Origin of the sequence: Thermotoga caldifontis AZM44c09 (genome assembly GCF_000828655.1) — a bacterium.
Lineage (GTDB): Bacteria > Thermotogota > Thermotogae > Thermotogales > DSM-5069 > Pseudothermotoga_A > Pseudothermotoga_A caldifontis.
Map to the genome: position 1 here is coordinate 135469 of NZ_AP014509.1, position 23550 is coordinate 159018.

At 52.0% G+C, this 23550-nt stretch carries 26 protein-coding genes; 14 read left to right on the plus strand and 12 right to left on the minus strand.

The window, feature by feature from the left end:
- Nucleotide 1: 1 nt before the first annotated feature.
- The 11 genes from TSP01S_RS00685 to TSP01S_RS00735 all read right to left on the minus strand — a co-directional run bounded on the left by TSP01S_RS00685 (nucleotide 2) and on the right by TSP01S_RS00735 (nucleotide 12446).
- Entirely contained in the window at nucleotides 2–799 is a 798-nt protein-coding gene (locus TSP01S_RS00685; protein WP_144380593.1) for an HAD-IIA family hydrolase, read from the minus strand.
- A gap of 153 nt (nucleotides 800–952) precedes the next feature.
- Nucleotides 953–2242, minus strand: a complete 1290-nt coding sequence (locus TSP01S_RS00690; RefSeq protein ID WP_041075611.1) for a glycosyltransferase family 4 protein — start codon at nucleotides 2240–2242, stop codon at nucleotides 953–955.
- Complete coding sequence (locus TSP01S_RS00695) at nucleotides 2239–3066, minus strand: MurR/RpiR family transcriptional regulator (protein WP_082021611.1); 828 nt, start codon at nucleotides 3064–3066, stop codon at nucleotides 2239–2241. Before TSP01S_RS00695 ends, TSP01S_RS00690 begins: the two co-directional genes overlap by 4 nt.
- Nucleotides 3056–4249 (minus strand): glycosyltransferase, encoded by a 1194-nt coding sequence (locus TSP01S_RS00700; protein ID WP_052463427.1) that lies wholly within the window; start codon nucleotides 4247–4249, stop codon nucleotides 3056–3058. Before TSP01S_RS00700 ends, TSP01S_RS00695 begins: the two co-directional genes overlap by 11 nt.
- Entirely contained in the window at nucleotides 4249–6774 is a 2526-nt protein-coding gene (locus TSP01S_RS00705; RefSeq protein WP_231848639.1) for a glycoside hydrolase family 38 N-terminal domain-containing protein, read from the minus strand. The genes TSP01S_RS00700 and TSP01S_RS00705 overlap by 1 nt, the downstream gene beginning before the upstream one ends.
- Nucleotides 6775–6776: 2 nt before the next feature.
- Entirely contained in the window at nucleotides 6777–7850 is a 1074-nt protein-coding gene (locus TSP01S_RS00710; protein ID WP_041075615.1) for an ABC transporter ATP-binding protein, read from the minus strand.
- 8 nt (nucleotides 7851–7858) lie between these two features.
- Nucleotides 7859–8653, minus strand: coding sequence for a carbohydrate ABC transporter permease (locus tag TSP01S_RS00715; RefSeq protein WP_041075617.1), 795 nt, complete (start codon nucleotides 8651–8653; stop codon nucleotides 7859–7861).
- Nucleotides 8650–9504, minus strand: coding sequence for a carbohydrate ABC transporter permease (locus TSP01S_RS00720; RefSeq protein WP_041075619.1), 855 nt, complete (start codon nucleotides 9502–9504; stop codon nucleotides 8650–8652). The genes TSP01S_RS00715 and TSP01S_RS00720 overlap by 4 nt, the downstream gene beginning before the upstream one ends.
- 60 nt (nucleotides 9505–9564) lie before the next feature.
- The gene (locus TSP01S_RS00725; RefSeq protein ID WP_041075621.1) at nucleotides 9565–10827 is read right to left on the minus strand and encodes an ABC transporter substrate-binding protein; all 1263 of its coding nucleotides are present in this window, start codon (nucleotides 10825–10827) and stop codon (nucleotides 9565–9567) included.
- Between the two features lie 389 nt (nucleotides 10828–11216).
- Entirely contained in the window at nucleotides 11217–11729 is a 513-nt protein-coding gene (locus TSP01S_RS00730; protein ID WP_041075623.1) for a hypothetical protein, read from the minus strand.
- A 69-nt stretch (nucleotides 11730–11798) separates the two neighbouring features.
- Complete coding sequence (locus TSP01S_RS00735; RefSeq protein WP_041075625.1) at nucleotides 11799–12446, minus strand: class II glutamine amidotransferase; 648 nt, start codon at nucleotides 12444–12446, stop codon at nucleotides 11799–11801.
- A 143-nt stretch (nucleotides 12447–12589) separates the two neighbouring features.
- On the opposite strand from TSP01S_RS00735, the gene TSP01S_RS10395 reads away from it, so the two are divergent.
- Nucleotides 12590–12718, plus strand: a complete 129-nt coding sequence (locus tag TSP01S_RS10395) for a hypothetical protein (protein ID WP_269450319.1) — start codon at nucleotides 12590–12592, stop codon at nucleotides 12716–12718.
- A 7-nt stretch (nucleotides 12719–12725) separates the two neighbouring features.
- On the opposite strand, the gene TSP01S_RS00740 is transcribed toward TSP01S_RS10395, so the two are convergent.
- Nucleotides 12726–13496, minus strand: a complete 771-nt coding sequence (locus TSP01S_RS00740; RefSeq protein WP_041075627.1) for an SDR family NAD(P)-dependent oxidoreductase — start codon at nucleotides 13494–13496, stop codon at nucleotides 12726–12728.
- Nucleotides 13497–13684: 188 nt separating this feature from the next.
- Between TSP01S_RS00740 and TSP01S_RS00745 the strand changes: the two genes are divergently transcribed.
- The 13 genes from TSP01S_RS00745 (at nucleotide 13685) to hflC (ending at nucleotide 23547) form a co-directional block, all read left to right on the plus strand.
- A complete protein-coding gene (locus tag TSP01S_RS00745; RefSeq protein ID WP_041075629.1) occupies nucleotides 13685–13951 on the plus strand; it encodes an ArsR/SmtB family transcription factor in 267 nt (88 codons plus the stop codon).
- 22 nt (nucleotides 13952–13973) lie between these two features.
- Nucleotides 13974–14186: an ATP-binding protein gene (locus TSP01S_RS00750; protein WP_041075630.1), complete on the plus strand. Its 213-nt coding sequence runs from the start codon at nucleotides 13974–13976 to the stop codon at nucleotides 14184–14186.
- The gene (locus tag TSP01S_RS00755; RefSeq protein ID WP_041075632.1) at nucleotides 14179–14535 is read left to right on the plus strand and encodes a hypothetical protein; all 357 of its coding nucleotides are present in this window, start codon (nucleotides 14179–14181) and stop codon (nucleotides 14533–14535) included. Before TSP01S_RS00750 ends, TSP01S_RS00755 begins: the two co-directional genes overlap by 8 nt.
- 283 nt (nucleotides 14536–14818) lie before the next feature.
- Entirely contained in the window at nucleotides 14819–15745 is a 927-nt protein-coding gene (locus tag TSP01S_RS00760) for an aspartate carbamoyltransferase catalytic subunit (RefSeq protein WP_052463428.1), read from the plus strand.
- On the plus strand, nucleotides 15708–16829 hold the full coding sequence (locus TSP01S_RS00765) for a dihydroorotase (RefSeq protein ID WP_041075634.1): 1122 nt from the start codon (nucleotides 15708–15710) through the stop codon (nucleotides 16827–16829). The genes TSP01S_RS00760 and TSP01S_RS00765 overlap by 38 nt, the downstream gene beginning before the upstream one ends.
- Complete coding sequence (locus TSP01S_RS00770; protein WP_041078243.1) at nucleotides 16801–17457, plus strand: iron-sulfur cluster-binding protein; 657 nt, start codon at nucleotides 16801–16803, stop codon at nucleotides 17455–17457. The genes TSP01S_RS00765 and TSP01S_RS00770 overlap by 29 nt, the downstream gene beginning before the upstream one ends.
- Nucleotides 17448–18251 (plus strand): HisA/HisF-related TIM barrel protein, encoded by an 804-nt coding sequence (locus tag TSP01S_RS00775; RefSeq protein WP_041075636.1) that lies wholly within the window; start codon nucleotides 17448–17450, stop codon nucleotides 18249–18251. The genes TSP01S_RS00770 and TSP01S_RS00775 overlap by 10 nt, the downstream gene beginning before the upstream one ends.
- 14 nt (nucleotides 18252–18265) lie before the next feature.
- Nucleotides 18266–19423: an iron-containing alcohol dehydrogenase gene (locus TSP01S_RS00780; RefSeq protein WP_041078245.1), complete on the plus strand. Its 1158-nt coding sequence runs from the start codon at nucleotides 18266–18268 to the stop codon at nucleotides 19421–19423.
- Nucleotides 19424–19438: 15 nt separating this feature from the next.
- The gene (pyrF, locus tag TSP01S_RS00785) at nucleotides 19439–20047 is read left to right on the plus strand and encodes an orotidine-5'-phosphate decarboxylase (RefSeq protein ID WP_082021612.1); all 609 of its coding nucleotides are present in this window, start codon (nucleotides 19439–19441) and stop codon (nucleotides 20045–20047) included.
- Nucleotides 20040–20594, plus strand: a complete 555-nt coding sequence (gene pyrE / locus TSP01S_RS00790; RefSeq protein ID WP_041075638.1) for an orotate phosphoribosyltransferase — start codon at nucleotides 20040–20042, stop codon at nucleotides 20592–20594. Before pyrF ends, pyrE begins: the two co-directional genes overlap by 8 nt.
- 86 nt (nucleotides 20595–20680) lie before the next feature.
- Entirely contained in the window at nucleotides 20681–21736 is a 1056-nt protein-coding gene (locus tag TSP01S_RS00795) for a hypothetical protein (protein WP_041075640.1), read from the plus strand.
- Nucleotides 21737–21784: 48 nt separating this feature from the next.
- Nucleotides 21785–22702: an FtsH protease activity modulator HflK gene (gene hflK / locus TSP01S_RS00800; RefSeq protein ID WP_041075642.1), complete on the plus strand. Its 918-nt coding sequence runs from the start codon at nucleotides 21785–21787 to the stop codon at nucleotides 22700–22702.
- A complete protein-coding gene (gene hflC, locus TSP01S_RS00805; protein WP_144380594.1) occupies nucleotides 22699–23547 on the plus strand; it encodes a protease modulator HflC in 849 nt (282 codons plus the stop codon). The genes hflK and hflC overlap by 4 nt, the downstream gene beginning before the upstream one ends.
- Nucleotides 23548–23550: the final 3 nt, after the last annotated feature.

Here is a 23550-nt window from a genome sequence, read left to right on the forward strand (position 1 = left end):
GTCAACCTCTCCTCAACATGCTCGCCAGAACACCTACGTTTTCCACAACGAGGTGTGGTTTCGTGTCGCTCTTTTCGAGATCTTCCTTCGTCGTTTCACCGCTCAGCACCAGGATGGCCATGGCCCCGGAGTTGATCGCGAACTCCATGTCCGTGTAAAGTCTATCACCCACCATGGCGATCCTCGAAACTGGCAGGTTGAACCTCTTCGAGATGATCTGCATCATCAGCGAGTTGGGTTTCCCCACCACGTAGTCTGGAACCCTTCCCGTGGAACGTTCTATCAAGGCGATGAAAGAGCCGGCGTCTGGCAAGGGGCCTTCTTCCGAAGGACAGTTTATGTCGAAATGCGTGGCGATGTAGGGTAAGCCTTTTCTGACCAGCAAGCACGCCTTCGCGAGCTTCTCGTAAGTCACCTCTGTATCGTAACCGAGCACCACGATCTGCGGCTCGCTCCAGTCCACGACGTGCCCGTAAGAAGCGAGTGTTTCTTGAAGGGCCTTCGTGCCCAGCACGAAGAGTTTCGCTCTACCGTAACGTTCGAGCAGAAAGAGTGCCGTCGCCTCGCCGGAAGTGAACACGCAGGATTCGTCCACGCCCACTCCGAGCCGTCTCAGTTTTTCGACGTACTGCCTCGGCCCCTTGGACGAATTGTTCGTCAGGAACATGAACTTCTTTCCTGAAGATCTCACAGTTTCGAGAAATTCCATCGCACCAGGGATCAGCCTTTCTCCCACATAAAAAGTGCCGTCCATGTCGAGGAGGAAAAGTTCTATGTCTTGTAAGTTCAAAGGATGCACCTCCCGGCGACAAACAAAAAAGCAGGGCTTTTGGCCCTGCTGTTTTATATTATACCACAACCGAAATTTCCTGTCAAGCACCTTTTTCCACCGGTGTGTCTGTTTCTATAATACCACATTCCGTCGCGCGGTGCAACCTCAAATTCACCTTCATCATCTCAGCGTTTTCAAGATCTGCTCGAGTCGCTCTCGCAAGCTTTGAAGTGAAAGGTGCTTCTTACCGAGCTCAAAGTTCTTCTGCACGATCCTGGAAAGTTTTTCCGGTTCTGAGATCAGATCCTTCAACCTCCGTGCCGCTACCTCCAGCTTCGATTCGTCAACTTTGTAGAAACCTTCCGTTGCGTCGTAGTGCGCCACATCACCGAGCGAGATGAATTCAAACCCAATTGGTGCGATGTCGCTCTTGTAAACGGGATATTCGAACACCACCAGCGGTTTTCTCGCAAACACCGCTTCGATGAGCTGGTTCCCCCAGCCTTCGAGCACGGAAGTGTAGGTGACGACGTCACAGGCCGCGTACATGTCCCAGAGCGAGTAGTACTTCTCTTTGTTCATGAACCTCTCAGACCTCACCATGTCGAAGACAAAGTGGGTTTCGTAAGGCATACGCTTCGACTTTTCCACAATCTTACGGTAGTACTCTCGCGACTCTTCTTCCGGAAAACCCGCCACGACGAAATGAACTTTGCCTTCAACCATCTCACACAGCCGCGCAGTGAAGTCCATGGCGATCTCGATGGCCTTTCTTGGTACGATCCTGGTGGCGTGAAGGACAAAGAGATCTTTCCCTATTCCAAGTTTCGACCTCAAATCCTCGTTGTACTCATCGATCTGCCAGGCCGCCTGATCGAAATCGAACACGTTCGGCACCACCACGGACTCGATCCCTTTTCTTCGAAAAAGTTCCTTCTGAGCCAGTGTGTTGATCGTGACGTGTCGCATCTTCTCACCCTTTGGAGGAAAGTACTCCTCAAGGACCCTCCTGACGAACCCGCACTGAGGTCTGGAATACCTTTCTCTCTCCCAGTAGAAGTCGTGGTGGTGACCCAAGATCCTCACATCCTTTTCTCTCGCCCACCGCGCCAGTGCGACGGCCGCTGCAAGGTTGAATCCGAGCGAGAAGATGTTGTTGACGATGAGCAGATCAACCTGTGGCATTTTCTCTTCCAGCTCGTTCTTTATGGTTTCTGCGTATCTTTCGAACCTTCGCTGGAAGGTCTCTTCGTCGACGCTCAATCTTTCAAAGGCGTTCCTGTGGATCCAGAAGTTCTCCTCATTCTTCATCGAGATGGAAGAAATCTCAATCCCTTCGGCTCGATCGAACTCACCCGCCACGTAGATCACTTCGTGTCCGAGCCCTTCGAGAACTCTCTTCCACTTTTCCATTTCCAGAGAAACCCCGTCGGTGAAACCGGCTCTGAAGTGCACGAGTGCGATCTTCACCTTGCTTCCTCCTCGTACCTCTTTGGCCTGAGCACCTCGGACAGTCCGTTGAGGTACTCCTCTTTCTGGGAGTAGATCTTCTTCAGGATCGTTCGGAACAGTATCTCAACCACGACCAGTTCTCCCAGATTTCCCCGCAAGAATTCGTATTTCTCGAAGCTCGTTGCAGGACTGTAGAGAACTATCTCGGCGGTCGAGGCCAGCGGTGATCCGATTCCCGCAGTTATGGCCACGGTCCTGGCTCCGACGTCCTTCGCCACCTGGGTAGACTTGACGGTGTCCCTTATGTTTCCGCTGTGACTGATGGATATCACCAGGTCCTTCTCACAGAGGCTCGTAGCCACGATGACCTGAGCGTGTGGATCGTTGTAGTAAAAGGACGCAAAGCCAAGCAGCGACAACAGCAAACTTCCATACTCCGCCGCGACGGCCGAAAGCCCAACACCGAAGAATATCGTCTTCTGAGATTGCAGGACCAGATCTGCAACCTTCTCCACATCATCTTTTTTGAGCGTGCCAGGTAAACGCTCCAAGAAAGACCTCATCTGGTCTAAGTATTCATCGAAAGCGTCTCCGCCCTCTTTTGGATAGACCTTCGCACCGCTGGTCTGCCTGATCAGTTCAATTTTGAAAGACTGGTACCCGTCGAACTTCAACTTCCTGACGAGCCTGTAAATCGTAGTCTCGCTGACCCCGACGATCCTGGCAAACTCCGTTATCGAGTAGTGGATCACATCGTCCGGTCTTTCGAGGATGTAGGAGGCAACTTTCTTCTCAGCTTCGCTCAACCTGTTGTACATGCTGAGCAAACTTTCAAGTATCAACGAACCATCTCCTTTTGAACACCTCTTTCATATCCATGAATATGTGAAGCTGTTCTTCGATCAGTTTTTCCGCCACAAGGCTGTCCATGTCCCTCGTTCTCTCGACGAAATCCGCCACGCGCGCAAAATAGAAAGGCAGAAGGTCCACAACGAGCGATTCATTCCTCTCTTTTCTGTACACCAGCGCGAAATCGTAGACCGTCTCGGCCCACTCCCGCGCTCCCAGCGTGCCGTTCTGCAGTACAGATTCTAATATTTCTCTCCTCAAAGACAGTTTTTCCGCCAGTTCTTTCGATCTTTCTCCCAGAATCTTCTTCGCCTTCTCTTTCAAACCGGCAAGATCGACGATGATCTCTTCAACTTTCTGGGTCGGCTGTTCGCCGTGAACTTCTATGTCCATCAATTTTTCAACACTTTTCCACCGGTTCTGGTACTCGATCATCAGTTCGAAGAGCGTTTGAACGACCTGCACGAACATGCCCTGCAGCTGTTTGCCCGGATCTTTCACATCGTGCACCTTCGCGCCAAGCGCCGCCTGCACGGGGGGCTTTTTCGATTCGTTGATCGCGATCGTCGTCATCCATATGTCGATTCCGAAGCGTGCCACGTTGCTCTCCCAGACCCGTTCTGGTTTCTTCAGGTAGGTTTCGACCAGGCTCGAACCCACCGCGAAGTCTCCACCGATAGGCTGGCGCACTTTCACACCGTACAGTGCCGAGGTGAGCGGATAACAGACGTTGTTCGTTATCGTGCCGTCGTACTTGTGTCGCAAATACATCGGTGCGACGTATTCCGTTCTTTCCTCCAGGATGGGCAGCGCCATGCGCTCGATCCACCAGGATTGGACGCTCCTCAGATCCGCATCCAGCATTATGAAAACTTTCGCCTTCGCTCTGTGTGCGATCTCGAAGAGTGCCCTGACCGCACTGCCCTTGCCGGGTATACCTTTGTATCTGATCGAAACTTTCGGTAATTCGAACGTATCTGCACTCAGAAACGCATCCACGGTCCCATCAGTCGATCCTCCGTCAGAGTTCGCGATCAGACCTTTCAATCCCAGCTTCTTGATGCCTCCTGCGGCAGTCGTAGCGACATAACCTATGGTGGCGGCGTTGTTGAAGCTCGGTATACCCACCACGATGTCACAACTTTCAATTTCCGGTATGTCGTTGCGATAGTTCATCAAGATCCCTCCCTCAAAAGCTCGATGACGTAATCGTAGATCCTCCGTTTAGCCCTGAGTTCGTTCAGCCGTCTCATCAGGCGTACTGGTACTTTTCCTCGAACGAGCGCGAGCGAGACCTCAAGTTCGAGCAAGGTTCGTTCCCCACTGAGCAAACGGTGCTTCGTTTCGTGGTACCGTTTCGAAGTCTTCTCGATTTTCTTCAATTCATCTCTGAGCATCTGGACTCTTTTTCGAAACTCTTCTATCATCGCTTCGAGGCGTATTATCTCTTCTCTCACGACTTTTCTGAAAACAATCTGCGGAAACTTCGGAAAGTTGAACATCCTGATCTTCACCCTGCCTTGATCTACCCTTGGAAGATCCGATGCGAGAGGTAGCGTGCCGATCTGGTGCGGTTTCAACCCATGGGTTTCTCTTGAGTAGGGATTGTAAACGAGGATCCCACCGTCCTCCACGCACACCCAGGGCAGGTTGAAGGAGAAAAATCCGACAGAATCGGCACCGGAGTCATCTTCCCTTTCCACCGAAAACAGCACTGGAGGATCGTCGAAAAGGTTGAACCATTTGAAGAACTCTTCGGTTCTCACCTGCGCCTTCGACTGGAAGAACGCAAGTTCAAAATCTATGGCTGCTTCACACCTCGCGTCGGGGACATACATGAGAGGTCCCGCGTCACCGGTTCTACCCCCCACACCGCTCTTTGCGATCCACTCAACGCTTCTGACAAGATCGATTTCGATATCTCCCTCTTCGTTCACCCCGTACTGGTGCACACCCTTCGCCATGATCGCCGTCGTCTTTTCACTCTGCAGGGCAACGAATCCCTGGAACGGAAATTTCCTGATGGAACCAACCTCTCTTGCAGCCAGCAGCACGGAACTGAGCTCACCGTTTATATCGAGCGGGAGCAGGTCCTCATCGATCCTGTTCCTTTCGACAACGTCGAACGGCATTTTCGCGAGCACTTTCGAGTCTCTGTCTTTCGTCTTCGTGACGAAGCTCAGAAGGTAGTTCTTTCCCGAGGATTCGACGGTCAAAAACCATTTGACGAGCGGTGTCTCGTCGAACACGATCCTTTCCTTCGTTTCGATGAACACGTCCTCAGCTTCAACAATCCTCTCCAATCGAACGATCTTGTGTTTCTCACCAGACCTCTCAACTTCGATCTTCAGCACACGACAGGAGAACTCCAAACGTTCTGTATCCGTCGAGTAACTGTCTCCGAGCTCCCTCTCGAGTTTGAAAATTCCAATCATTGTGTCGTTGATCTTCAGTGTGCCATCCGGCAGGAAAGACGCTTCGTAATGGTCGTTCCTGAAAGAAAGTGTCTGATCCGCTCGAGTTCTGTCGAACTCGTTCACCCTGAAAATCCCGGCGCCGTCGCTCTTCAGCCTGTAACAGTACTCGCCGTCACAGTACCAGTGATCGTATTCGAACGGTGAGAAAGAGAGCACGTAAACGCCTCTTCGAAGACCCCCTGCAAGTTTGCTCAGTTTCTCTGCGAAAGATTTTCTGAGTGATGAATACAGTTTTCTGTAAGTCTTCGTCATATCTCTGTGGATCTTGTCGATGCCAACCCCGCAGATGTTGTCGTGAATGAGGGTTTTCAAATACATCCTGTGGAGTTCGTCGATCCTTTCTTTATCAAAGAAACTCAGCAGCTCGACGTACCTGAGAAGCTTGGCGACCGTGTGAGACTGAAGCTTCAGATAAACTCTCGTCGAGAGTGTACCTGGAAAGACGCACGCGTATTTTCCACTCAGCAGTTCCCCTTCCACCTCGGGAGGGCGTGAAACCTTCAAGAAAGCTTCCCTCAAAAAGTCCTGAGGCGTTGAAACGATGATCTTCTCACCCAGTATTTCACGCGGATCTTCGGGTTCTGTATCCAAATCGTACCCATCCAACAGCGGCACGCAGCCGGAGAGTGAGAAAACTCTGAGCTTTTTTATCTCATGCTGCAATCTCTTTTCAGCAAAAGCTTTCGTTCTTGACAGTCCGAACAGATTCCTGTAGCCACCTATCAAAAAGATGCATTTCACGGAAGAACCGTCCTTCGATCTCCACAGAAACTCGATGGAAGGTTTTTTAAGGTTCACACCTCTCCAAATGAACGCGCCTTCGATGCCGTAACGATTGAGCAACTGTGGAAGCTGGGAGATGAATCCGAAATTATCCACCATCCAGGCGATGTTCATCTTCGTACCGAATTTCTCCATGTCCTTCTTTCCCATTTCAAAGTTCTTGATGATCGCTATCTCAGGAGAGAGCCTGAAGTCTATCTGTGCGTAAAGCGGCCCCATCAAGAGATTTCCAGAACAGACCAGCTCCCTGATCCTCCCCTCAAACTCCGGTGCCACACTCAGCAGGTCCTCGACGATGAGCGTCTGGCCATCCAGCACGTAGCGGTAATCTTTTCTCTTTGACACCAAATCGAAAAGTCTTTCGAATAGCTCTTTGAGCCACGCGTTCGTCACCGAAGAGGGTGCGAACCACTCTCTGTCCCAGTGCGTGTGACAGATCACCTTCAAAGCTCGATCCTCTCCTGCGTGTTCGGATCGAAGAAATGCATTTGATTCAGATCGAGATAAACCTTCATCCTCTCGCCTTCCTTCGCGTACAGATCGTACGGTACCTTCACAACCAGATTCTTCTCCACATCTATGGAGAGATGGAGCACCGTTTCAGACATCAATTTCTCGGCGAAGTACACCGTACCTGTGGCTTCCACACAGTTTTCGTTCCTCTGCAGGTAAACATGTTCCGGCCTGATTCCGACGATCAGTGAAGGAAGATGTGGATCCTTCCTTAAAGGAATTCTCAAGCCGAAGTTTTCGGCATAGAAGTTTGTTCCGGAAGACACGACGTTCATCTGCAGAAAGTTCATCTGTGGTGAACCGACGAAGCCTGCCACGAACACGGTTCTCGGTTTCTTGTATATCTCTTCCGGCGTACCGTACTGAACGATCCTGCCGGCATTCATGACGGCGATTTTGTCACCCATAGTCATGGCCTCAGTTTGATCGTGCGTGACGTATATCGTGGTGACCCTCACCCTTTCGTGGAGTTTTTTCAGCTCGCTCCGCATCTTGACCCTCAGCAGCGCATCCAGGTTCGAAAGCGGTTCGTCCATCAGAAGTACTTTGGGTTCGTGCACTATGGCCCTGGCCACCGCGACCCTCTGTCTCTGACCACCGGAAAGCTGGGCGGGGAACCTGTCCAGAAGCTCGCTTATGTGAAGCAACTCGGCGGCCCATTTGACCCTCTCCTCTATCTCTTTCTTAGAAAGTTTCTTGAGCTTCAGAGGATAAGCGATGTTGTCCCTCACCTTCATGTGTGGCCAGACCGCGTAACTCTGAAAGACCATCGCCACGTTCCTGTCCTTCGGTGGAACGTTCGATACGTCCCTATCGTCGAAGAATATTTTTCCTTCCGTGAGCTTTTCGAGTCCAGAAATACATCTCATCAAGGTCGTCTTTCCGCAACCGGAAGGACCGAGCAGAACGACGAAACTCCCTTCCTCGATCACCAGGTCGATCCCATCCAGTGCTTTCACGCTACCGAAGTACTTCTTCACACCTTCGATCACAACTCTTGCCATCCTACCACCTACTTCAGCGAGATTCCCCACATGGAGATCAGATATTTTCTGATCATGAATATGAACACCAGCGCGGGCACGGCCATGATCGTGCCGGCCGCGAACTTGAAATAATCTGGAGAGGCCATCGCGGTGCTGAGGATGTGTGCCGGCAAGGTTCTGTTCGTTATCGCGAGCACAGAGGCCGCGAACACCTCATTCCACGACATGATGAACGCGAAGATTGCAGACGCTGCAAGACCTGGCAACGCCAGTGGCATCGTGATCCTGACGAAGGCTCCAAACCTCGAAAGCCCGAAGACCATGCCAGCTTCTTCGTACTCAACGAAGACCCCAGAGAAGATGCTCGAAGTGATCAGCACGACGAAGGGAAGCACCATGGCTGCGTGTGCGAGACCCACACCGAGCACTGTATCAGCCAGGTTCAACCTCAGATACAGCGTCACGAGCGAGACAGCGATGACAACCAAAGGAACCGATCTCGTGAAGAGCATGACGAGCTTTATCATGTTTTTGCCACGGAATCTGTAACGCGTCAGGGCGTATCCCGCAGGAATGCCGAGCGCGAAGGAAATTCCGATCGCTATGCCCGCCACCTGCACGCTCGTGAGCAGCGCCCGCCAGCCGCCCAGGTTCACGAGCAGTTTTTGTATGTGTTCAAAGGTGAGTCTGGATGGGAGGATCTTGCTCCAGTCGTAGAAATCCGAAGCGGGTGTTAGAGATGCGAGGAATATGAAGAACAGAGGTCCAAGGAACCACAAAGAAACCGCCGTGAAAGCGAGCGCGTAGAAGAACTTTTTCATTGTCTGACACCCTCCTCGAGGTGCTTCGACCGGATCGTTCCTATGTAGAACCAGCCCACGACGAAGGTGACTAACGCTATCACGAGCGCATACGTGCTGGCGACGTTTCTGTTGTTCCTGAGAACGTACCAGTAGTAGGTCTCACCGGCGAGTACGGGGATGTCCCTTCCGGCTAAAAGCCACGCGACACCGAAGATCTGAAACGCGAACAGTGTTCTTATGAGCAACGCAGAGACGATGGACGGCTTCAATAGTGGGAGCGTGATCTTGACGAACTTTTTCCAGGGTGAAAAACCGAACACGTCCGCCGCTTCGAGGTACTCCGTGTTTATGGACTGCAAACCTGCGAGCAGTATCACGAACACCAGGGGTGTTGCCCTCCACACTTCGGTCAAAACGATGACAAAAAACTCTCTGGATTTGAACATGTATCCGAAGAAATACAGAGGTCTTTCGATCCAGTTCAAACTGAGCAGGATCTTGTTGAGATAACCGTTCGGTGCGAAGATGGAATAGCTTATCAGGGCGGCAGTTACGTCACTGAGCGCGAGCGGAGCGGCGATGATGTACAGCAACGTTCTGTAACCAGCCCATTTTTTGTTAACCAGAAGCGCGAGGGCAATCGCCAGCGCGAGCTGAATCGGTATGACGATGGCTGCCAGAATCAACGTGTTCAAAAGGGCATTCTGGAAATCTTTCGATGAAAAAACGTACTTGAAGTTCCCGAGCCATCCCTCAGGACTGCTGAAGGAAAGCTGAAAGGTTCCAACTATGGGGAAACCTATGAACACCACAAGATAGATCAGGGCAGGAAGGATCAAGAGAAAAGGAACAAGGTATTCACGCCTCATTCGAGTAATCACTCCCTGAGGAGATTGAAAGGTGGGCGGTTGAAGCCGCCCACCACATTGTCAAAAGAGACTCGAATCTGGTTGCGGCAGTGGGGCTCCTACTTCTTTGAAGAGACGTCTGATCACTTCACCGAGCTCTCCTATCACCTTCACAGGGTCTTCCCTGTTGAAGACGATCCTGGTGAACGCCTGGCGGTACGTTTCGTTGAACTCTCCACCCTTTGCACCGAGTCCAGGAATGAAGCAAACGATCGAGTCCGGCGCCGAAGATTGCCTCACAACACCTTCTGCAAGGATCTTCAATCCACCTTCAGGTATGCGACCTAAGGCTTCCTGAACGACCGGGAAGAAACCGACATTCTCGAGTACCGCGGTTTGAGCTTCTGGACTCGTCAGAAAGTCCAGAACCTTCAGAGGTTCTGTCATGTCAGCGTTCTTCGGGATCGAAAGACCGACGAGCACTATGATGTAGCCTCTACCCATCGGTCCTCTCGGAACGGGCACCACGACGAAATCGTTTGGCCTCTCGACGATCGCCTGCTTCAACCTCGCGGTGTGATCCCAGGCGATCATGACTTCACCCCTCAGAAGTGGCTGGTCCATGTTGTCCCAGGTGGTGCACGCCGGGTGGACGTATTTGAACAGTTCGCGCAAATAGTTCCACATCTCGACCGCCTTGACGCTGTCAAATTTCACAGCCTGTGCACCCGTGTAGGAAGGATAGATGTGGCCGTGCAGGAATCTATGCCATAGACCCTTAGGACCGAGCGGGAAACCGAGCTGCGGCTGCTTTGTCTTCTCTTGCAAATTCTTCGCCCATTCCAGGAGCGCGTCGTAGGTCCATTTCTCGGTTCCGTTGATGACGTCCTGCTGCGTCAAGCCCTTCGGCAAATAATCGAACGCCTTCTTGTTGATAGCCATCGCGTACGTTGCCTGCAACCAGGGAACGAAGACCTTCTGATTGCTGACGTACGTGTACCTCTCGAAGGTGGGAACGAACGTTTTACCTTCGAATTTGACGCTCGACAGATCCGCGAGAAATCCACTTGCACCCATCGTGTAGAGCCCACTTTGCAAGTCCGCAATCAAGTTCAGCACGATCTTTCCAGCCTTCTGTTCCGCTTCGACCCTGCTCAAAAGGTCCGTGTACTCGAAGTTCAAAAACTCGATCTGTATGCCCGATTTCTTCGAGAAATCGCCCAGCAACCTGATCATGAACTCCCTTTCAGCTGCCGGGGTCATCTGAGTGGAACCGAAGTTGACTTTTGCAAAGCTGAAGGCAACGAGTGCTACCAGCAGCAAACCAGCCAGCAACTTCCTCATACCGACACCCCCTCGTATAGGTGAAACTTTTTTTCATCTTCGACCTTCTTAGAGAAAACTTTCTACTCCACTTCTACCACATGTTACATGGTATGTCAAGTAGCTTAACATGATGTGCGAGCCCGAAACATTCGTATGGCCACGCTATAAAAACAAGCCTGGCCGGGAGGCCAGGCTTCACTATCGCTGTTCAGTTCTCGCCGCAAAGGTACTCTTCAACCTACGATTTCGTACCAGAATGTCATGTAGAACCCGAACGGTATGCCGTTCCATCATGATACCAGCCACCGCTGTTTCCTTCAGTGTTTTTACCGTCTGTGTGAACACGTACCCATCGAACCTCCAATATCGTCAGCATACTCGGCGTCATTGGGGAGTGGTTCTTCAGCTCAACCTGGTATGTCGTACCAGTACGTTGCGTAGAAGCCGAACGGGATCTGGTCCCACCACGTGATACCAGCCATCGCTCTTTTGCTCGGCGTGTTGATCGTCTGAGTGAAGATGTAGCCGTCGAACCTTTGATCGTCATTCTTGTTGTTCGGTGTGTTGGCAAAATCGACGAAGAAAACTATCCTGTGACCTATGTTGGTGTTCTTTCCCGTGTAACCCGGTCCCGTCATACCGAGAACGTTGTCCTGGGGATTTTTCAGTATCACGTACTCGAGATTGTACCTCTTTCCACCCGTTTCGATGTAGCCAACTCCGCCTTTCTGGAGCACCAGTGTGCCTTCCCATCCATCCCAGAAGATCTTCCAGACGGATCCGTACGGACCGAGAACCTGCGTTTCCTTGATCGTGGTAGACAGCAGTGGGGTGAACGGTATGTGCGGAACGAGCGGCTGAGCCTGCGCGAAGATCAAACCACTCAGAACGAATGCCACCAGCAACATAACCTTCTTCATTGTCTCGCCTCCTGAAGTAGGATGATTCATTCTAAAGCGATGGCATTAGAAAACCATTAGAACACGTGGTCAAACTTTCAAGATCTTCTCGATCACACCATCCTTCACAACGAACATCGTTCTGTTCCCCATCGGTTTGAAGGTCTCATTCAGAGGTTCCGAAGCCACGACGAAACCATCTTCATCACTGTACCAGAGCGTGTAGTAATCCTCGTTCTCACTGTAACCACAGTAGACGATGAGCTCACGATCGTTCACCATCAAAAAATTCATTCCCGTGTGTTTGTAACGATCCGCGACGCTTCTGACCTTCTGCACCAGTTCATCGTACGTGAGAAAATCCTTGATCTTCATGAAATAAGCGAACGTGTCGCTCTCGATGGAAACGAAAGGTATATCGTAGATCGTGCCGTTGTGGCAGAACGCTTTACCTCTGTTGTCTATGAAGGGATGAAGTTGCAGAAAACTCACAGGCAAATGCTCCGAAGCCTTCCTCGCGTGCAGAATTCCAACAGATGCTTTCAGCGGGACGATCTCATCTTCGTAGGCTGGTTTCAGTGAGCGATGATAGATCACAGCTTCGTTCTTCAGAGCGTAGATTCCCCAGCCGTGACCGTGAGGCGCGTTCTTGCCAAACTTCGCCATGTACTGTAAATGTCTGAACAGAACGTCCATCTGCCGGTTCGTCTTGAAAGAAAAGCCAACCATCCTGCACACGATCTGTTCACTCCCATTCGAAAAGTTGTCGAAGTGTATGATACCGGATTCTCAAGATCTTTCATCATCTTGATCACTCACGCAAGGTGATGTGACCCGTAGAACTGATCAGGACCGCGATCATCTGCAAAGTGCTGCACTGAATGCAGGACCACAAGCGAGACGAACTTTGCGGCGATAGAAAAGTTCAAGTGTTCGAAGAACTGGACGAAATCAAAAAACAGACGGACAGACTGATCGACGTGCTGAAATTTGGTTTGCTCGAACGATGAAACTCTCTCAACCAGCCATGAACCTCGCGATCAACCTGTCGGGCAGCAACTTTTTCGTCACCACGCTGATCAGTTTGTTCTTGAACGCAGGAACGTAGACTGGTTTTCTCTTTTCAAAGGCTTCGAGCGCACCAGTCACGACCCGTTTCGGATCCATAAGGTTGCCGAAGGTGCGAAGATCTTGACTTTTGAACGCACGTTCGAAGAACCTTGTCTTCGTCGGACCCGGTGAGACGCACAGCACGTGCACGCCGTACTTTTTCAGTTCCGCCCACAGCGCGAGGGACAGATTGTACACGTACGCCTTCGTCGCGGCGTAGGCGTTGAAGTAAGGAAGCGGGATGTATCCTGCGATGGAAGAGACGTTTATTATTCCTCCTCTTCGCCTTTCAACCATCTTCCTCGCAAAATGATGGCTCAATGTGGTGAGTGCCTTCACGTTGACCTCGATCATGCTCACGATCTCTTCGAGTTCGAGCTTGACGAACTCACCGTAGAGTCCAAAACCTGCGTTGTTCACGAGCAAATCTATCTCGAATTTTGAAACGTCCTGGACGAATTTTTCCACGTTCTGCGGCACCGACAGATCCACCACGTGCGTGACGATCTCAACGCTGAATTTTTCCTTCACCTCTTTTTCCAGTTCCCTCAGTCTCTTTTCGTCCCTACCGGTGGTTATCACGTTCAGACCTCTTTTCGAAAGTTCCAGCACGAACTCTCTACCGATCCCGGACGAACCACCCGTCACGACCGCCCACTTGAAGTTTTCCAAGCCCATCACTCCTTCTTCGTGAAGATTCTACGATATCGTCCGACACGATAAGCTCGCTCAGGCTGAATTCAAAGTGAACGCGTTTGAAACCTGGTGTGAGAGCACCACCTTCGTGGATTCACTTTTTCTTAACGGAGCTGGCGTGTGGCACGTTACTTGGTTAGTTGTACAATTGTGCAAGAAGGAGGAGAATGATGGATCCAGAAAGGATCTTCAAAGCTCTGGCATGCAAAAGAAGAATAGACATCATCAAGCAGGTGGCGAAACAGGACCTTTGCATCTGCGAACTCGAAGTCGCGAACCACATCGACAAAACGACCATCTCGAGGCACATAGCCGTCCTGCAGAATGCGGGGATCATCGAACTGAGAAGGGAAGGACCGAGGAAGAGAATCGTCCTCAAAGATCCAAGAATTCTCGAACTGATCGATCTGGCGGAAAAGATCTCTGAACAGAAATGAGTGCCGTGAAGGAGGAGACGGCATGGCAAAGAACTGGTATCCCATCATCGATTACGAAAAGTGCGTTGGCTGTCTGACCTGCGCGAATTTCTGTCCCCACGGAGTCTACACAGTCAGAGACGGAAAACCCGTCGTCACCAACCCTTTAGAATGCGTTGAGTTCTGCAGAGGGTGCCAGAAACTCTGCGACTACGGTGCGATAACTTACTCGGCGGAGGTGAAAGCACATGGGTAAGAAGGGATTGTTACTGTGTGTCTGTCAAGGTACATGCCCATCTTTTCAGAAGATGAACGTTTTCGAAGTCCTGAACGCGATAAGAAGAGAGAACCTTGTCGATTTCGTTGCACTCCATCCCCAGCTCTGCGCCGATGACGGAGATATGTACCTCAAAACGCTGACCAAAGATGGAGAGATAGAAAAGCTCTACGTTGCGGGCTGCGATCCTGCGATGCAGAGAAAAATGTTCCGTGACGCGTTCGAGGCGAGCAACTTCGACAAGTCCAGGCACCTTGGTGTCGACATAAGGAACATGACCACAGAGCAGGCGATCGAAGCCATCAAAAATCTTATAAAGAACAGCTGAAAGGATTCCGGGCGCGCTCACCCGACCGAACCTGTCGAAGATCATCTGAATTCAAACCTCACGAAACGAAGCTGAAACACACACCCCCATATCCCGGTTTATAATCTCAACTCAGAAAACGGGGTGAGCGCGTGCGAGTAAAGACAGTGATGAAACTCGACCTGATTCTGAATAAATGTAAGCTCAGTCCAGAAGGGGCTTTCAAAGCCCCTTTTATTTTAAAGAGCGTGAACTTCCAAAGGGCCGAAAGGCCCTTTTATTTTGCCTCAACGGAGGTGGAAGGATGAGACACCTTCTTGACATCAAAGATCTCAGCAGAAAAGAGATCGAAGCCATCCTCGAGCGCGCGATGCGGTACAAATCACTCAAGAATTATCCAGAAACACTGCGAGGGAAGTTCGTCCTGACAGCCTTCTTCGAACCTTCCACGAGGACCAAGGTCTCTTTCCAGAAGGCCGCGTTGAACCTCGGAGCGCACGTGGTTGACTTCGCACCGGAAAGTTCTTCCCTCCAGAAAGGCGAGACCGATCTGGACACGATCCTGACGCTCAACATGATGAGCTTCGATTGTCTCGTCATCAGAATCAGGAGGAACGGTGCCCCAGCGGAGTTCGCGAAGTACGTGGACTGTGCCGTGGTGAACGCGGGCGACGGCACGAACGAACACCCCACTCAGGCGCTGCTCGACGCCATGACCATGCTGGAACATTTTGGAACGCTGAAACTGAGGGTCGCGATCGTGGGAGACATCGTGCACTCGCGCGTCGCAAGATCGCTGACAGAGCTTCTGAACAAGTTCGACGCCGAGGTGAGAATGGTGGGACCAGAAGGGTTCGTTCCGGAAAGCTTTGACGGTGTGAGCTTGATTACGCATTCTCTCGAAGAGGGCCTGCACAATGCTGATGTCGTCTACGCGCTGAGGATTCAGAAAGAAAGGCTCGAACAGAGTTATTCGAACATCGATGACTTCTTCCGCACGCTACAGATAAACTCCAGAACGATCCAGATCGCACCCAGGCACGCCGTCCTGATGCACCCGGGCCCGTTCAACAGGAACGTGGAAGTCTCAGACGATGTGGTCTACTCTGAAAGGTCGAAGATCCTCGAGCAGGTCAGAAACGGTGTGTTCGTGAGAATGGCGGTTCTCGAGTACGCGATGGGAGTGATCGAGTTTGAGAGCGTACGATCCGTGGAAACGTCGCTGGCTTGACGTCGAATTGGACCTGCCCGAACGAAGAAAAGCCCTTCTCGCCTGCCCCGCGTTCTTCGACATGCACACACACGTGAGGTTGAACGGACAGGAAGACTACGAATCGCTCCAGAAGGCGGCGATCGCCGGCGGTTTCGGTGCCCTTCTGATCCAGCCGAACACGAAACCCGAGCTTTCGAATCCAGAGGTTCTGAATCTGCACGTTCAGCTCGCGAAAGACAAGATCGTGAAATTCTACTGGGCCGTGTCCCTGTTCGGAGAACTGGAGCCGGACGGAGAGAGAACGCTGTGCTATTCCAACGACGGTATAGCGTACGACACGACGAAGATCCTCAACGCGTTCAGAAAGAAAAAACCGCATCTTCTGCTCGATCACAGCCAGCTGCACGAACTTGGAGGCATCCTCTACGAACCTGCGGAACTGAACTTGCCCAAACGGCCCGTCCACAGCGAGGCCGTCTCCATCTTCAGGAACGTGATGCTTGGAACCGAGTACGGTTTCAGCAAGTTCCACATTCAGCATGTTTCGACGGAGCTTTCCATCGAGACGATACAGCATCTTCGAAGGTACACCGATGTGAGCTGTGAGGTGACACCGCACCATCTTTTCTTCACCATCAAAGATGTGAAAAACACGAACTTCAAGATCAACCCACCACTCGCCACAGAAGAGGACAGGAGGGTCCTCCTCGAGGCCGTTCGAAAGAACATCATCGATGTGCTCGCGACGGACCACGCGCCACATCCGGAAAAACCAAACGATTTTCAAAGCGCTCCCTTCGGAACCAGCAACATCGAGGTGGCCTTCAGCGCGTTCTACACCGTCATCGGTCAGCTCGAAACGGTGGCGGAAAAGCTCACCGCCGCCCCACGCAAGGTATTGGGACTTTCGGGAACCTTCGATCTGGGCAACGTGACCGTCATCGATCCGAACGCCGAATGGGTCGTCGATGCGAAGAAATTTCACAGCAAGGGAAAAAACTGCGTCTTCGACGGCACCAAATTGAAAGGGAAGATAATAGGTGTGAAGCTTTCAAACAGGTGGGTGTACTGGGATGGAGAATTTCTCTCTGAGCAGGTGTGAATTGATTCGGCTCAACAGAGACACGTTCATCGTCACGTTCAACGAAAAGATCGATTTCGAACCGACGCAGTTCATCATGATAGAGACCGAAACCTCGATCGTCAGGAAACCTTTCGGCCTTGGACGTTGGAACGACAGGCTCGCGATAGGTGTGCAAGTCATCGGACCCGGTACCGCTTACATAGTGCGACAAGAAAAATTGAACGCCCATGGACCCTGCGGCAAAGGCTTCGTTCCACCGAAAGGCCGTGGCGCAATGATCGCGACGCTCGCCTGCCTACCCATGGCCTTCGATCTGCAGGAAAGGTACGACTGCGACGTGTTCATCGGATCTGTGGACGAACCATGGATCGAAGTTCCTTTCCCAATCGTCGTGGGAGACGAGGCGTTTCTGAAAATGCTGCAATCCTTGAATGGTTACGACTGGTTCCTCGTGATCGGTTCGGACCAGATGGAAAAGATCGTCTACGATGCGTTGAAAGATAAAGCAGAAGTGTTCGTTTCCTTCAACGAATACATGGCCTGCGGGATCGGCGCGTGCAGAGGCTGTGCGAAGGTGACGAAACATGGCTTGAAACATCTCTGCATCGATGGACCTGTTCTGAGGGGTGAAGAAGTGTGGAGCTGAGACCACCCATCGTGATCGCTTCTGGTGTTGGAGGCATGGGAGAATACCTCAAACTGATAGATCCACGATACATCGGTGCCTACACCCTCAAGACCATCACCTTCAAACCGAGATTGGGAAATCCTCCACCCAGGCTCATCGCCACGGAGCGTTATCTGATCAACAGCATAGGCCTCGAAAACGTCGGTGTGGAGAAGTTCATCGAAGAGCTTGAAAATGGACTTTACGAAGAGTTGTTCAGAAAGGTCAAGGTGATCTTCAGCTTCGCAGGGGAAGATTTCGAAGAGTATCTGAAGGTCGCAGAGAGAATGGTGCCCCACCAAGATAGATTTGTGGCGTTCGAGTGCAACTTCTCCTGTCCGAACGTGGACTTCAACCCGCTCTCGGACACAAGCCAGTTGAAGAAGATGCTGATCGAGCTGAGGAAAAAGCTCGACGTTTTTCTCATCGCCAAACTCGGCATCGAAGGTGCGTTCATCGAACAGCTCGCCGAGCTCGTTGAAGAGTGCGGTTGGAACGGTGTGACGATCATCAACACGATTCGGGCGTTGCACATCGACGGCGAAACCCTCATCAAGGGTGGCATCTCCGGACCCATTCTGAAACCCATCGCGCTGAGGGCTGTGTACGAAGTGAGAAACAGAACGAATCTGTACATCATCGCGTCTGGAGGTATCATGGACGAAACAGACGCTCAGCATTTCTTCGAAGTCGGTGCGAACGCAGTGAGCATCGGAACCGCTCTGTACAGAGATCCGACGATCGTTGAGAGGATCGCGAAAAGATTTTTGTGAAGGAGGAATCTTTCATGTTCACAAGCTATCTTCCCACGAAGATCGTTTTCGGTGTCGGTGCGATCGAAAAGCTTCCGAATCTCGTGAAGAACTATGGACGAAAAGCCTTGATCGTCACGGGAAGAAAGAGCACCAAGCAAACCGGACTGCTCGACAAAGTCAGAGGCATGCTCGAGGCCGTGGGGATCGGAACCGTGGTGTTCGACAAGGTTCAACCCAATCCCATCAGCGACGATGTGGACGAAGCTGCCAAGATCGCGATCGAGCAGAACGTGGATTTCGTGATAGGGCTCGGTGGAGGAAGCGCCATAGACTCGGCCAAGGCCATCGCGATCGCCGCTGCGATGAAGGATGCCTTCTGGAACTACACACACGCCGGAGCCGGCAAGAAACCAGGCAGGGCCCTGCCCATCGTCGCGATTCCCACCACGCACGGCACCGGCACCGAGGCCGATCCCTTCGCGGTGATAACCAATCCCAGGACTAAAGAAAAAGTCGGTATAGGCTACGATGTGATCTTTCCGAAACTTTCCATCGTCGATCCAACGCTCATGGTCAGTCTTCCAAGGGACCAAACCGCCTACACCTCGATGGACGCGTTCTACCATTCCTTGGAGGCCTTTCTGAACATCAACGCTAATCCCTATTCCGATCTGCTCGCCGAGGATTCCATGAAGAGGATCGTCTCCTTCCTCATGAGGGCCTACACGAACGGTCAGGACATCGAGGCCAGGACGAATCTCGCCTGGGCCAGCACCGAAGCGGGCATCACCGAAACTCTCACGGGCGTCATAGCGAACCATGCCATAGAGCATGGACTGAGCGGATTCAACGAAAAACTCCCACACGGTCTTGGCCTGTGCATCACAGGACCGTACCTGCTCGAGTACATGTTCGAAGAATGCAAAGAACGGCTCGCGGCGCTGGCGAAGGAAGTTTTCAACATACAACAGTACAGCGTCAGCAAAGCGGCGAGACTGTTCATCGAAAAGCTCTACGAATTCCAAGAACTTTTCGATCTGAACCAGAGGCTTTCGAAGTTCGGTTTCAAGGAAGAAGACCTTCCCGAGATCGCGGCCGTTGCGTACAGGATCATGAAAGGCGTGGTCGTGAAGAGTCCAAAGAAGCTCGAAGAGAAAGACCTCGTTGAGATAATGAAGAAGGCACTGTGAGTGGGGGTGAAGGCCTTGCAGTTGGTGTTGAGTCTGGACATGGATGAACCGCTCTCTTTCATCGAACGGTACGGCAGTTTCGAGCATGTGAAAGTCGGTCACAATCTGGCGGTGCTTGGAAAAACTGTGCTCGACGAACTGGCGAAGAGGGAACTCAAGGTCATACTCGATCTGAAGTTCGTCGACATACCTTCGACCGTGGCCCGTTCCATCAAAGCGTGGGACCATCCCGCGATCGTGGGCTTCACCGTCCACGCCGCCGCGGGGGTCGAATCGATAAGGGCGGCGCTGGAGAGCACGGACAAGCTGATCTTCGTCGTTGTGAAGCTAACATCGATCGAAGGCAACCTGGAAGATTACATCCGACAGATCGAATCGCTCAGGTTGCTGGGTTGTTCCTTCGTTCTTCCAGGAAGATGGGCTGTGAAACTGCGCAAGATCATTTCTGGCAAGATCCTCGTACCCGGTGTGCGCATGGAAAGGGGCGCCGACGATCAGAAAGACGTTGTGACGCTGGAGCAGATCAAGACTGTCGCAGACTACGCCGTGATCGGACGCGAGGTTTACAGAAACACCGACCCGAAGGCAACGATGGAGAAGATGAGGAGGCTGGCTTATGCTTGATCTGCTCGTTCAAGCTGGTGCGATCTTAGAAGGACATTTCCTGCTTTCGTCTGGAAAGCATTCATCGCGCTATATTCAGTGTGCGAAGATCTTCGAACGTCCAAATTATGGAGAAAAGATCGGCAAGGCCATAGCAGAGAAGATCGCACACCATGAACCGCACGTCGTGATAGGTCCGGCGCTCGGCGGGGTGATCCTCGCCTACGAAGTGGCACGCCATCTGAACGCACGTGCGATGTTCACCGAGAGAGAAGATGGACAGATGAAGCTGAGGAGGAACTTTCATATCGAGCGAGGAGAGCGAATTGCCATCGTCGAAGACGTCACGACCACCGGCAAATCCGTCCTTGAGGTCGCCGAGGTCGTTCAAAAACACGGTGGCATCGTCTGTTGTATCGCGAGCATCGTGGACAGATCCATCGAAAAACTCTCCTTCGATGTTCCCTTCTACTTTCTGGTGAAGCTGGAACTTCCCATATTCGAACCCGACGATTGTCCACTGTGCAGACAGAACGTACCATTGATCAAACCGGGCAGCAGGAAGTAGCCAGCTTGATCCTGACCGACGAGAGGGGCCCGACGGCCCCGTGTTGTATAATGGTTTATCCTTAACCATCCAAGGGGGCGATCGGGATGAAAAAATCGGTCTGGTTGTTTGCGGTTCTTCTCGCGAGCCTGAGCTTTGCACAGATCAAACTTCCCTTGACGCACGTCGTACCGGGTGGCTTCACGGTCTCGTCCATCGAGATACTGACCAACCCAGAGACCTTCTACGGCCAAGACACAATCAGTGTGGGTGTGAGGATCAATTTCATGCGCGTCATGGCGCAGGCCGCGACCTACCCTTTCGATCTGAAAGAGAACGAACAGAAGCTCATGAGCTTGAGACTCATAGGACTGAAGCTCAGCGAAACCGAAACTAACACGCTCCTCTACTACGGTCCGACGTCGATCTTTCCAGCCAGCTACCAGTACGGCGGTTTTCAAATCGTGGGTTTCTACGTCACGAAGGCCGATCTGGACGCAGGATACAAAGAGATCTGGGGCTGGAGGACCGCCTCACCTTTGGCGTGCAGGAACTTCAGCATCATCGCCGATCTGGACATGGACCCGGTGTACGGTCAGCCGATGGCCGGTGCTCATAAAGGTGCGCAGGCAAACTGGATCTGCGTTCAGAAAGTCACCGCCCCGATGCAGAAATGCCAGTTCGTCCGGCAAGATCAAGCCTCACAGAGTCAGACTCAGCAGTACTACCAGGTCGAACAGATACTCGACATCGTCGTGGAACCTGAACCGTTCGAATCCGGGCAAGAACTGAGAGTCACCGTGATCGCAGATTCCAGGCCCACCACCCAGCCCTGGGAACAGTACTTAGTCTACTGGGTCACGGTGAAGTACCAGAACGGTCAGACCAGCACCATCCCGCACTCGTTCGGCAACTTCAATCCCAACTCTGCGATCGTCATCACTTCCACACCTGGGGCGGGCGATGTGAGATACTTCATCTTGAACCAGGCTGGAGCCGTGAAGTACGTGCTTCCGGAGACCATAAAGATACCGTTCAACACTTCCATCGTCGAGGTCGAGATCAAGATGCAGATCTGGGCGGGTCTGGACGTGGATCGCTTTTCTCCATACAATTTCATAAAGCGCTGGGTCGCAAAGACCGTGTTCGTGCCAGCGCGTTGAAGGAGCAGACACAGTTAGCTATATTTTGTGTGACGGGGAGGTTGAACGATGAAGTTCAAGTTCGTGATTTTCATCGTTATCGCGGTGGCTGCCGTCGTCTACTTCATGACCGGCATCTACCAGGTCGATCCGTCACAGGTGGCACTCGTTAAAACCTTCGGAAAGTATTCTTACACCACGGGGCCAGGCATCCACATCCACGCACCCTATCCGTTCCAGTCACACGTGATAGTCGATGTCCAGACGATCCGAAAGCAAGAGATCGGCTTCAGAACGATCAGACCAGGCCAGTACGTTTCGAGAAAGGAAGAGGCCCTGATACTCACCGGCGATGGAAACATCGTCTCGGTGGAGGCGGTGGTGCAGTTTCGTGTGAGCGATCCGGTGAAGTTCGTCTTCAGTGTTGAAAAACCCGAAGAGCTGGTCAAGTTCACCACAGAATCAGCGCTGAGAGAACGCATCGCGAAAAGGACCGTTGACGAAATACTCACCGCCGAGAGGGACAGAGTGGCTTACGAGGTTCAGGAAATGACGCAGCAACTCCTCAACGAGTACGACGTGGGTGTGACGGTGCTCAACGTGTTGCTTCAAGAGGTCGTACCACCGGAATCGGTCATAGCAGCCTTCGACGATGTCAACAACGCCAAGCAGGATAAAGAAAGGTACATCAACGAGGCAACGAGGTACGCCAACAACTTGATCCCAATTGTCGAAGGAGAAGCGAAAAAGATCGTGCTCGAAGCCGAAGCTTACGCTCAACAGAAAATACTGCAGGCGATTGGTGAGACTCAGAGATTCTTGAGCATCCTGAACGAGTACAGGAGCGCACCGAAGATCACCGAAACCCGGCTCAGGATCGAAACGCTCGAGCAGGTACTCCCGAAGGCCAAGACGATCATCTTGCTGGACGATTCTCAGAAGATCACCTTCCTGAACATAGACAGTCTTTTGGGTGGTGAAAAATGATGAAGCTGACGATAATCCTGGCCATCGCTGTCGTCGGAATTGTGGCGATCGTTTTCGCCGCTCTGTCCTTCTTCGTGGTGGATCAGACCCAGTACGCGATAGTCCTCAGGTTCGGGGAGATAAGGAAGGTCATCTCCGAACCGGGTCTCTCCACTCGCACACCGTTCATCGACAACGTGGTGCGTTTGAGCAAGCGCTACTACATATACGACATTCCGGTTGAGAAGATCATCACTCTGGACAAGAAAACCATGCTCGTCGATTCGTACGCGATCTGGAGAATTTCTGATCCAAAAAAGTTCCTCGAATCTGTGAGGACGGTGAGCCTGGCGCTCTCGAGGATCGACGATGCGGTCTATTCCGGTCTCAGGAACACGCTCGCCAAGCTCGATTTCGACGATATCGTCACGGGTGAGAGACAGTATTTGACCGACATCACAGAATTCGCAAGAAAAAACCTCGAAGAGTTCGGCATCGAGATCAGAGACGTGAGGATCAAGCACACGGACCTTCCGCAGGAAAACCAGCAGGCCGTCTTCGAGAGGATGAAGTCCGAGAGACAGAGCATCGCCGCGCTGATCAGGGCGGAAGGTCAGAAAGAAGCACAGAGGATCCGTTCCGAGGCGGGCAAGCAAGCCACGATCATCAGATCACAAGCCATGAGCGAAGCCGAGAGGATAAAGGGCTTGGGTGAAGCCAGTGCAACGCGCATCTACGCCGAAGCCTTCTCGAAGGATGTGGAGTTCTTCAAACTGCTCAGAACGCTCGAAAGTTACAAAACGATCATCCCGGGCAGTATCGTGATCGTCGGGAAGGATCTGACCATACTCGAGCAGATGAAATGAACT

Coding starts and splice junctions, on each gene's coding strand:
- TSP01S_RS00710 (WP_041075615.1), bottom strand. CDS start 7,850: ATGGCAAGAGTTGTGATCGAAGGTGTGAAGAAGTACTTCGGTAGCGTG.
- TSP01S_RS00745 (WP_041075629.1), top strand. CDS start 13,685: ATGGATCCAGAAAGGATCTTCAAAGCTCTGGCATGCAAAAGAAGAATA.
- TSP01S_RS10395 (WP_269450319.1), top strand. CDS start 12,590: ATGCAGGACCACAAGCGAGACGAACTTTGCGGCGATAGAAAAGTTCAA.
- TSP01S_RS00730 (WP_041075623.1), bottom strand. CDS start 11,729: ATGAAGAAGGTTATGTTGCTGGTGGCATTCGTTCTGAGTGGTTTGATC.
- TSP01S_RS00770 (WP_041078243.1), top strand. CDS start 16,801: ATGGAGAATTTCTCTCTGAGCAGGTGTGAATTGATTCGGCTCAACAGA.
- hflC (WP_144380594.1), top strand. CDS start 22,699: ATGATGAAGCTGACGATAATCCTGGCCATCGCTGTCGTCGGAATTGTG.
- TSP01S_RS00780 (WP_041078245.1), top strand. CDS start 18,266: ATGTTCACAAGCTATCTTCCCACGAAGATCGTTTTCGGTGTCGGTGCG.
- TSP01S_RS00795 (WP_041075640.1), top strand. CDS start 20,681: ATGAAAAAATCGGTCTGGTTGTTTGCGGTTCTTCTCGCGAGCCTGAGC.
- TSP01S_RS00750 (WP_041075630.1), top strand. CDS start 13,974: ATGGCAAAGAACTGGTATCCCATCATCGATTACGAAAAGTGCGTTGGC.
- TSP01S_RS00700 (WP_052463427.1), bottom strand. CDS start 4,249: ATGAACTATCGCAACGACATACCGGAAATTGAAAGTTGTGACATCGTG.
- TSP01S_RS00760 (WP_052463428.1), top strand. CDS start 14,819: ATGAGACACCTTCTTGACATCAAAGATCTCAGCAGAAAAGAGATCGAA.
- hflK (WP_041075642.1), top strand. CDS start 21,785: ATGAAGTTCAAGTTCGTGATTTTCATCGTTATCGCGGTGGCTGCCGTC.
- TSP01S_RS00725 (WP_041075621.1), bottom strand. CDS start 10,827: ATGAGGAAGTTGCTGGCTGGTTTGCTGCTGGTAGCACTCGTTGCCTTC.
- pyrE (WP_041075638.1), top strand. CDS start 20,040: ATGCTTGATCTGCTCGTTCAAGCTGGTGCGATCTTAGAAGGACATTTC.
- TSP01S_RS00740 (WP_041075627.1), bottom strand. CDS start 13,496: ATGGGCTTGGAAAACTTCAAGTGGGCGGTCGTGACGGGTGGTTCGTCC.
- TSP01S_RS00720 (WP_041075619.1), bottom strand. CDS start 9,504: ATGAGGCGTGAATACCTTGTTCCTTTTCTCTTGATCCTTCCTGCCCTG.
- TSP01S_RS00715 (WP_041075617.1), bottom strand. CDS start 8,653: ATGAAAAAGTTCTTCTACGCGCTCGCTTTCACGGCGGTTTCTTTGTGG.
- TSP01S_RS00755 (WP_041075632.1), top strand. CDS start 14,179: ATGGGTAAGAAGGGATTGTTACTGTGTGTCTGTCAAGGTACATGCCCA.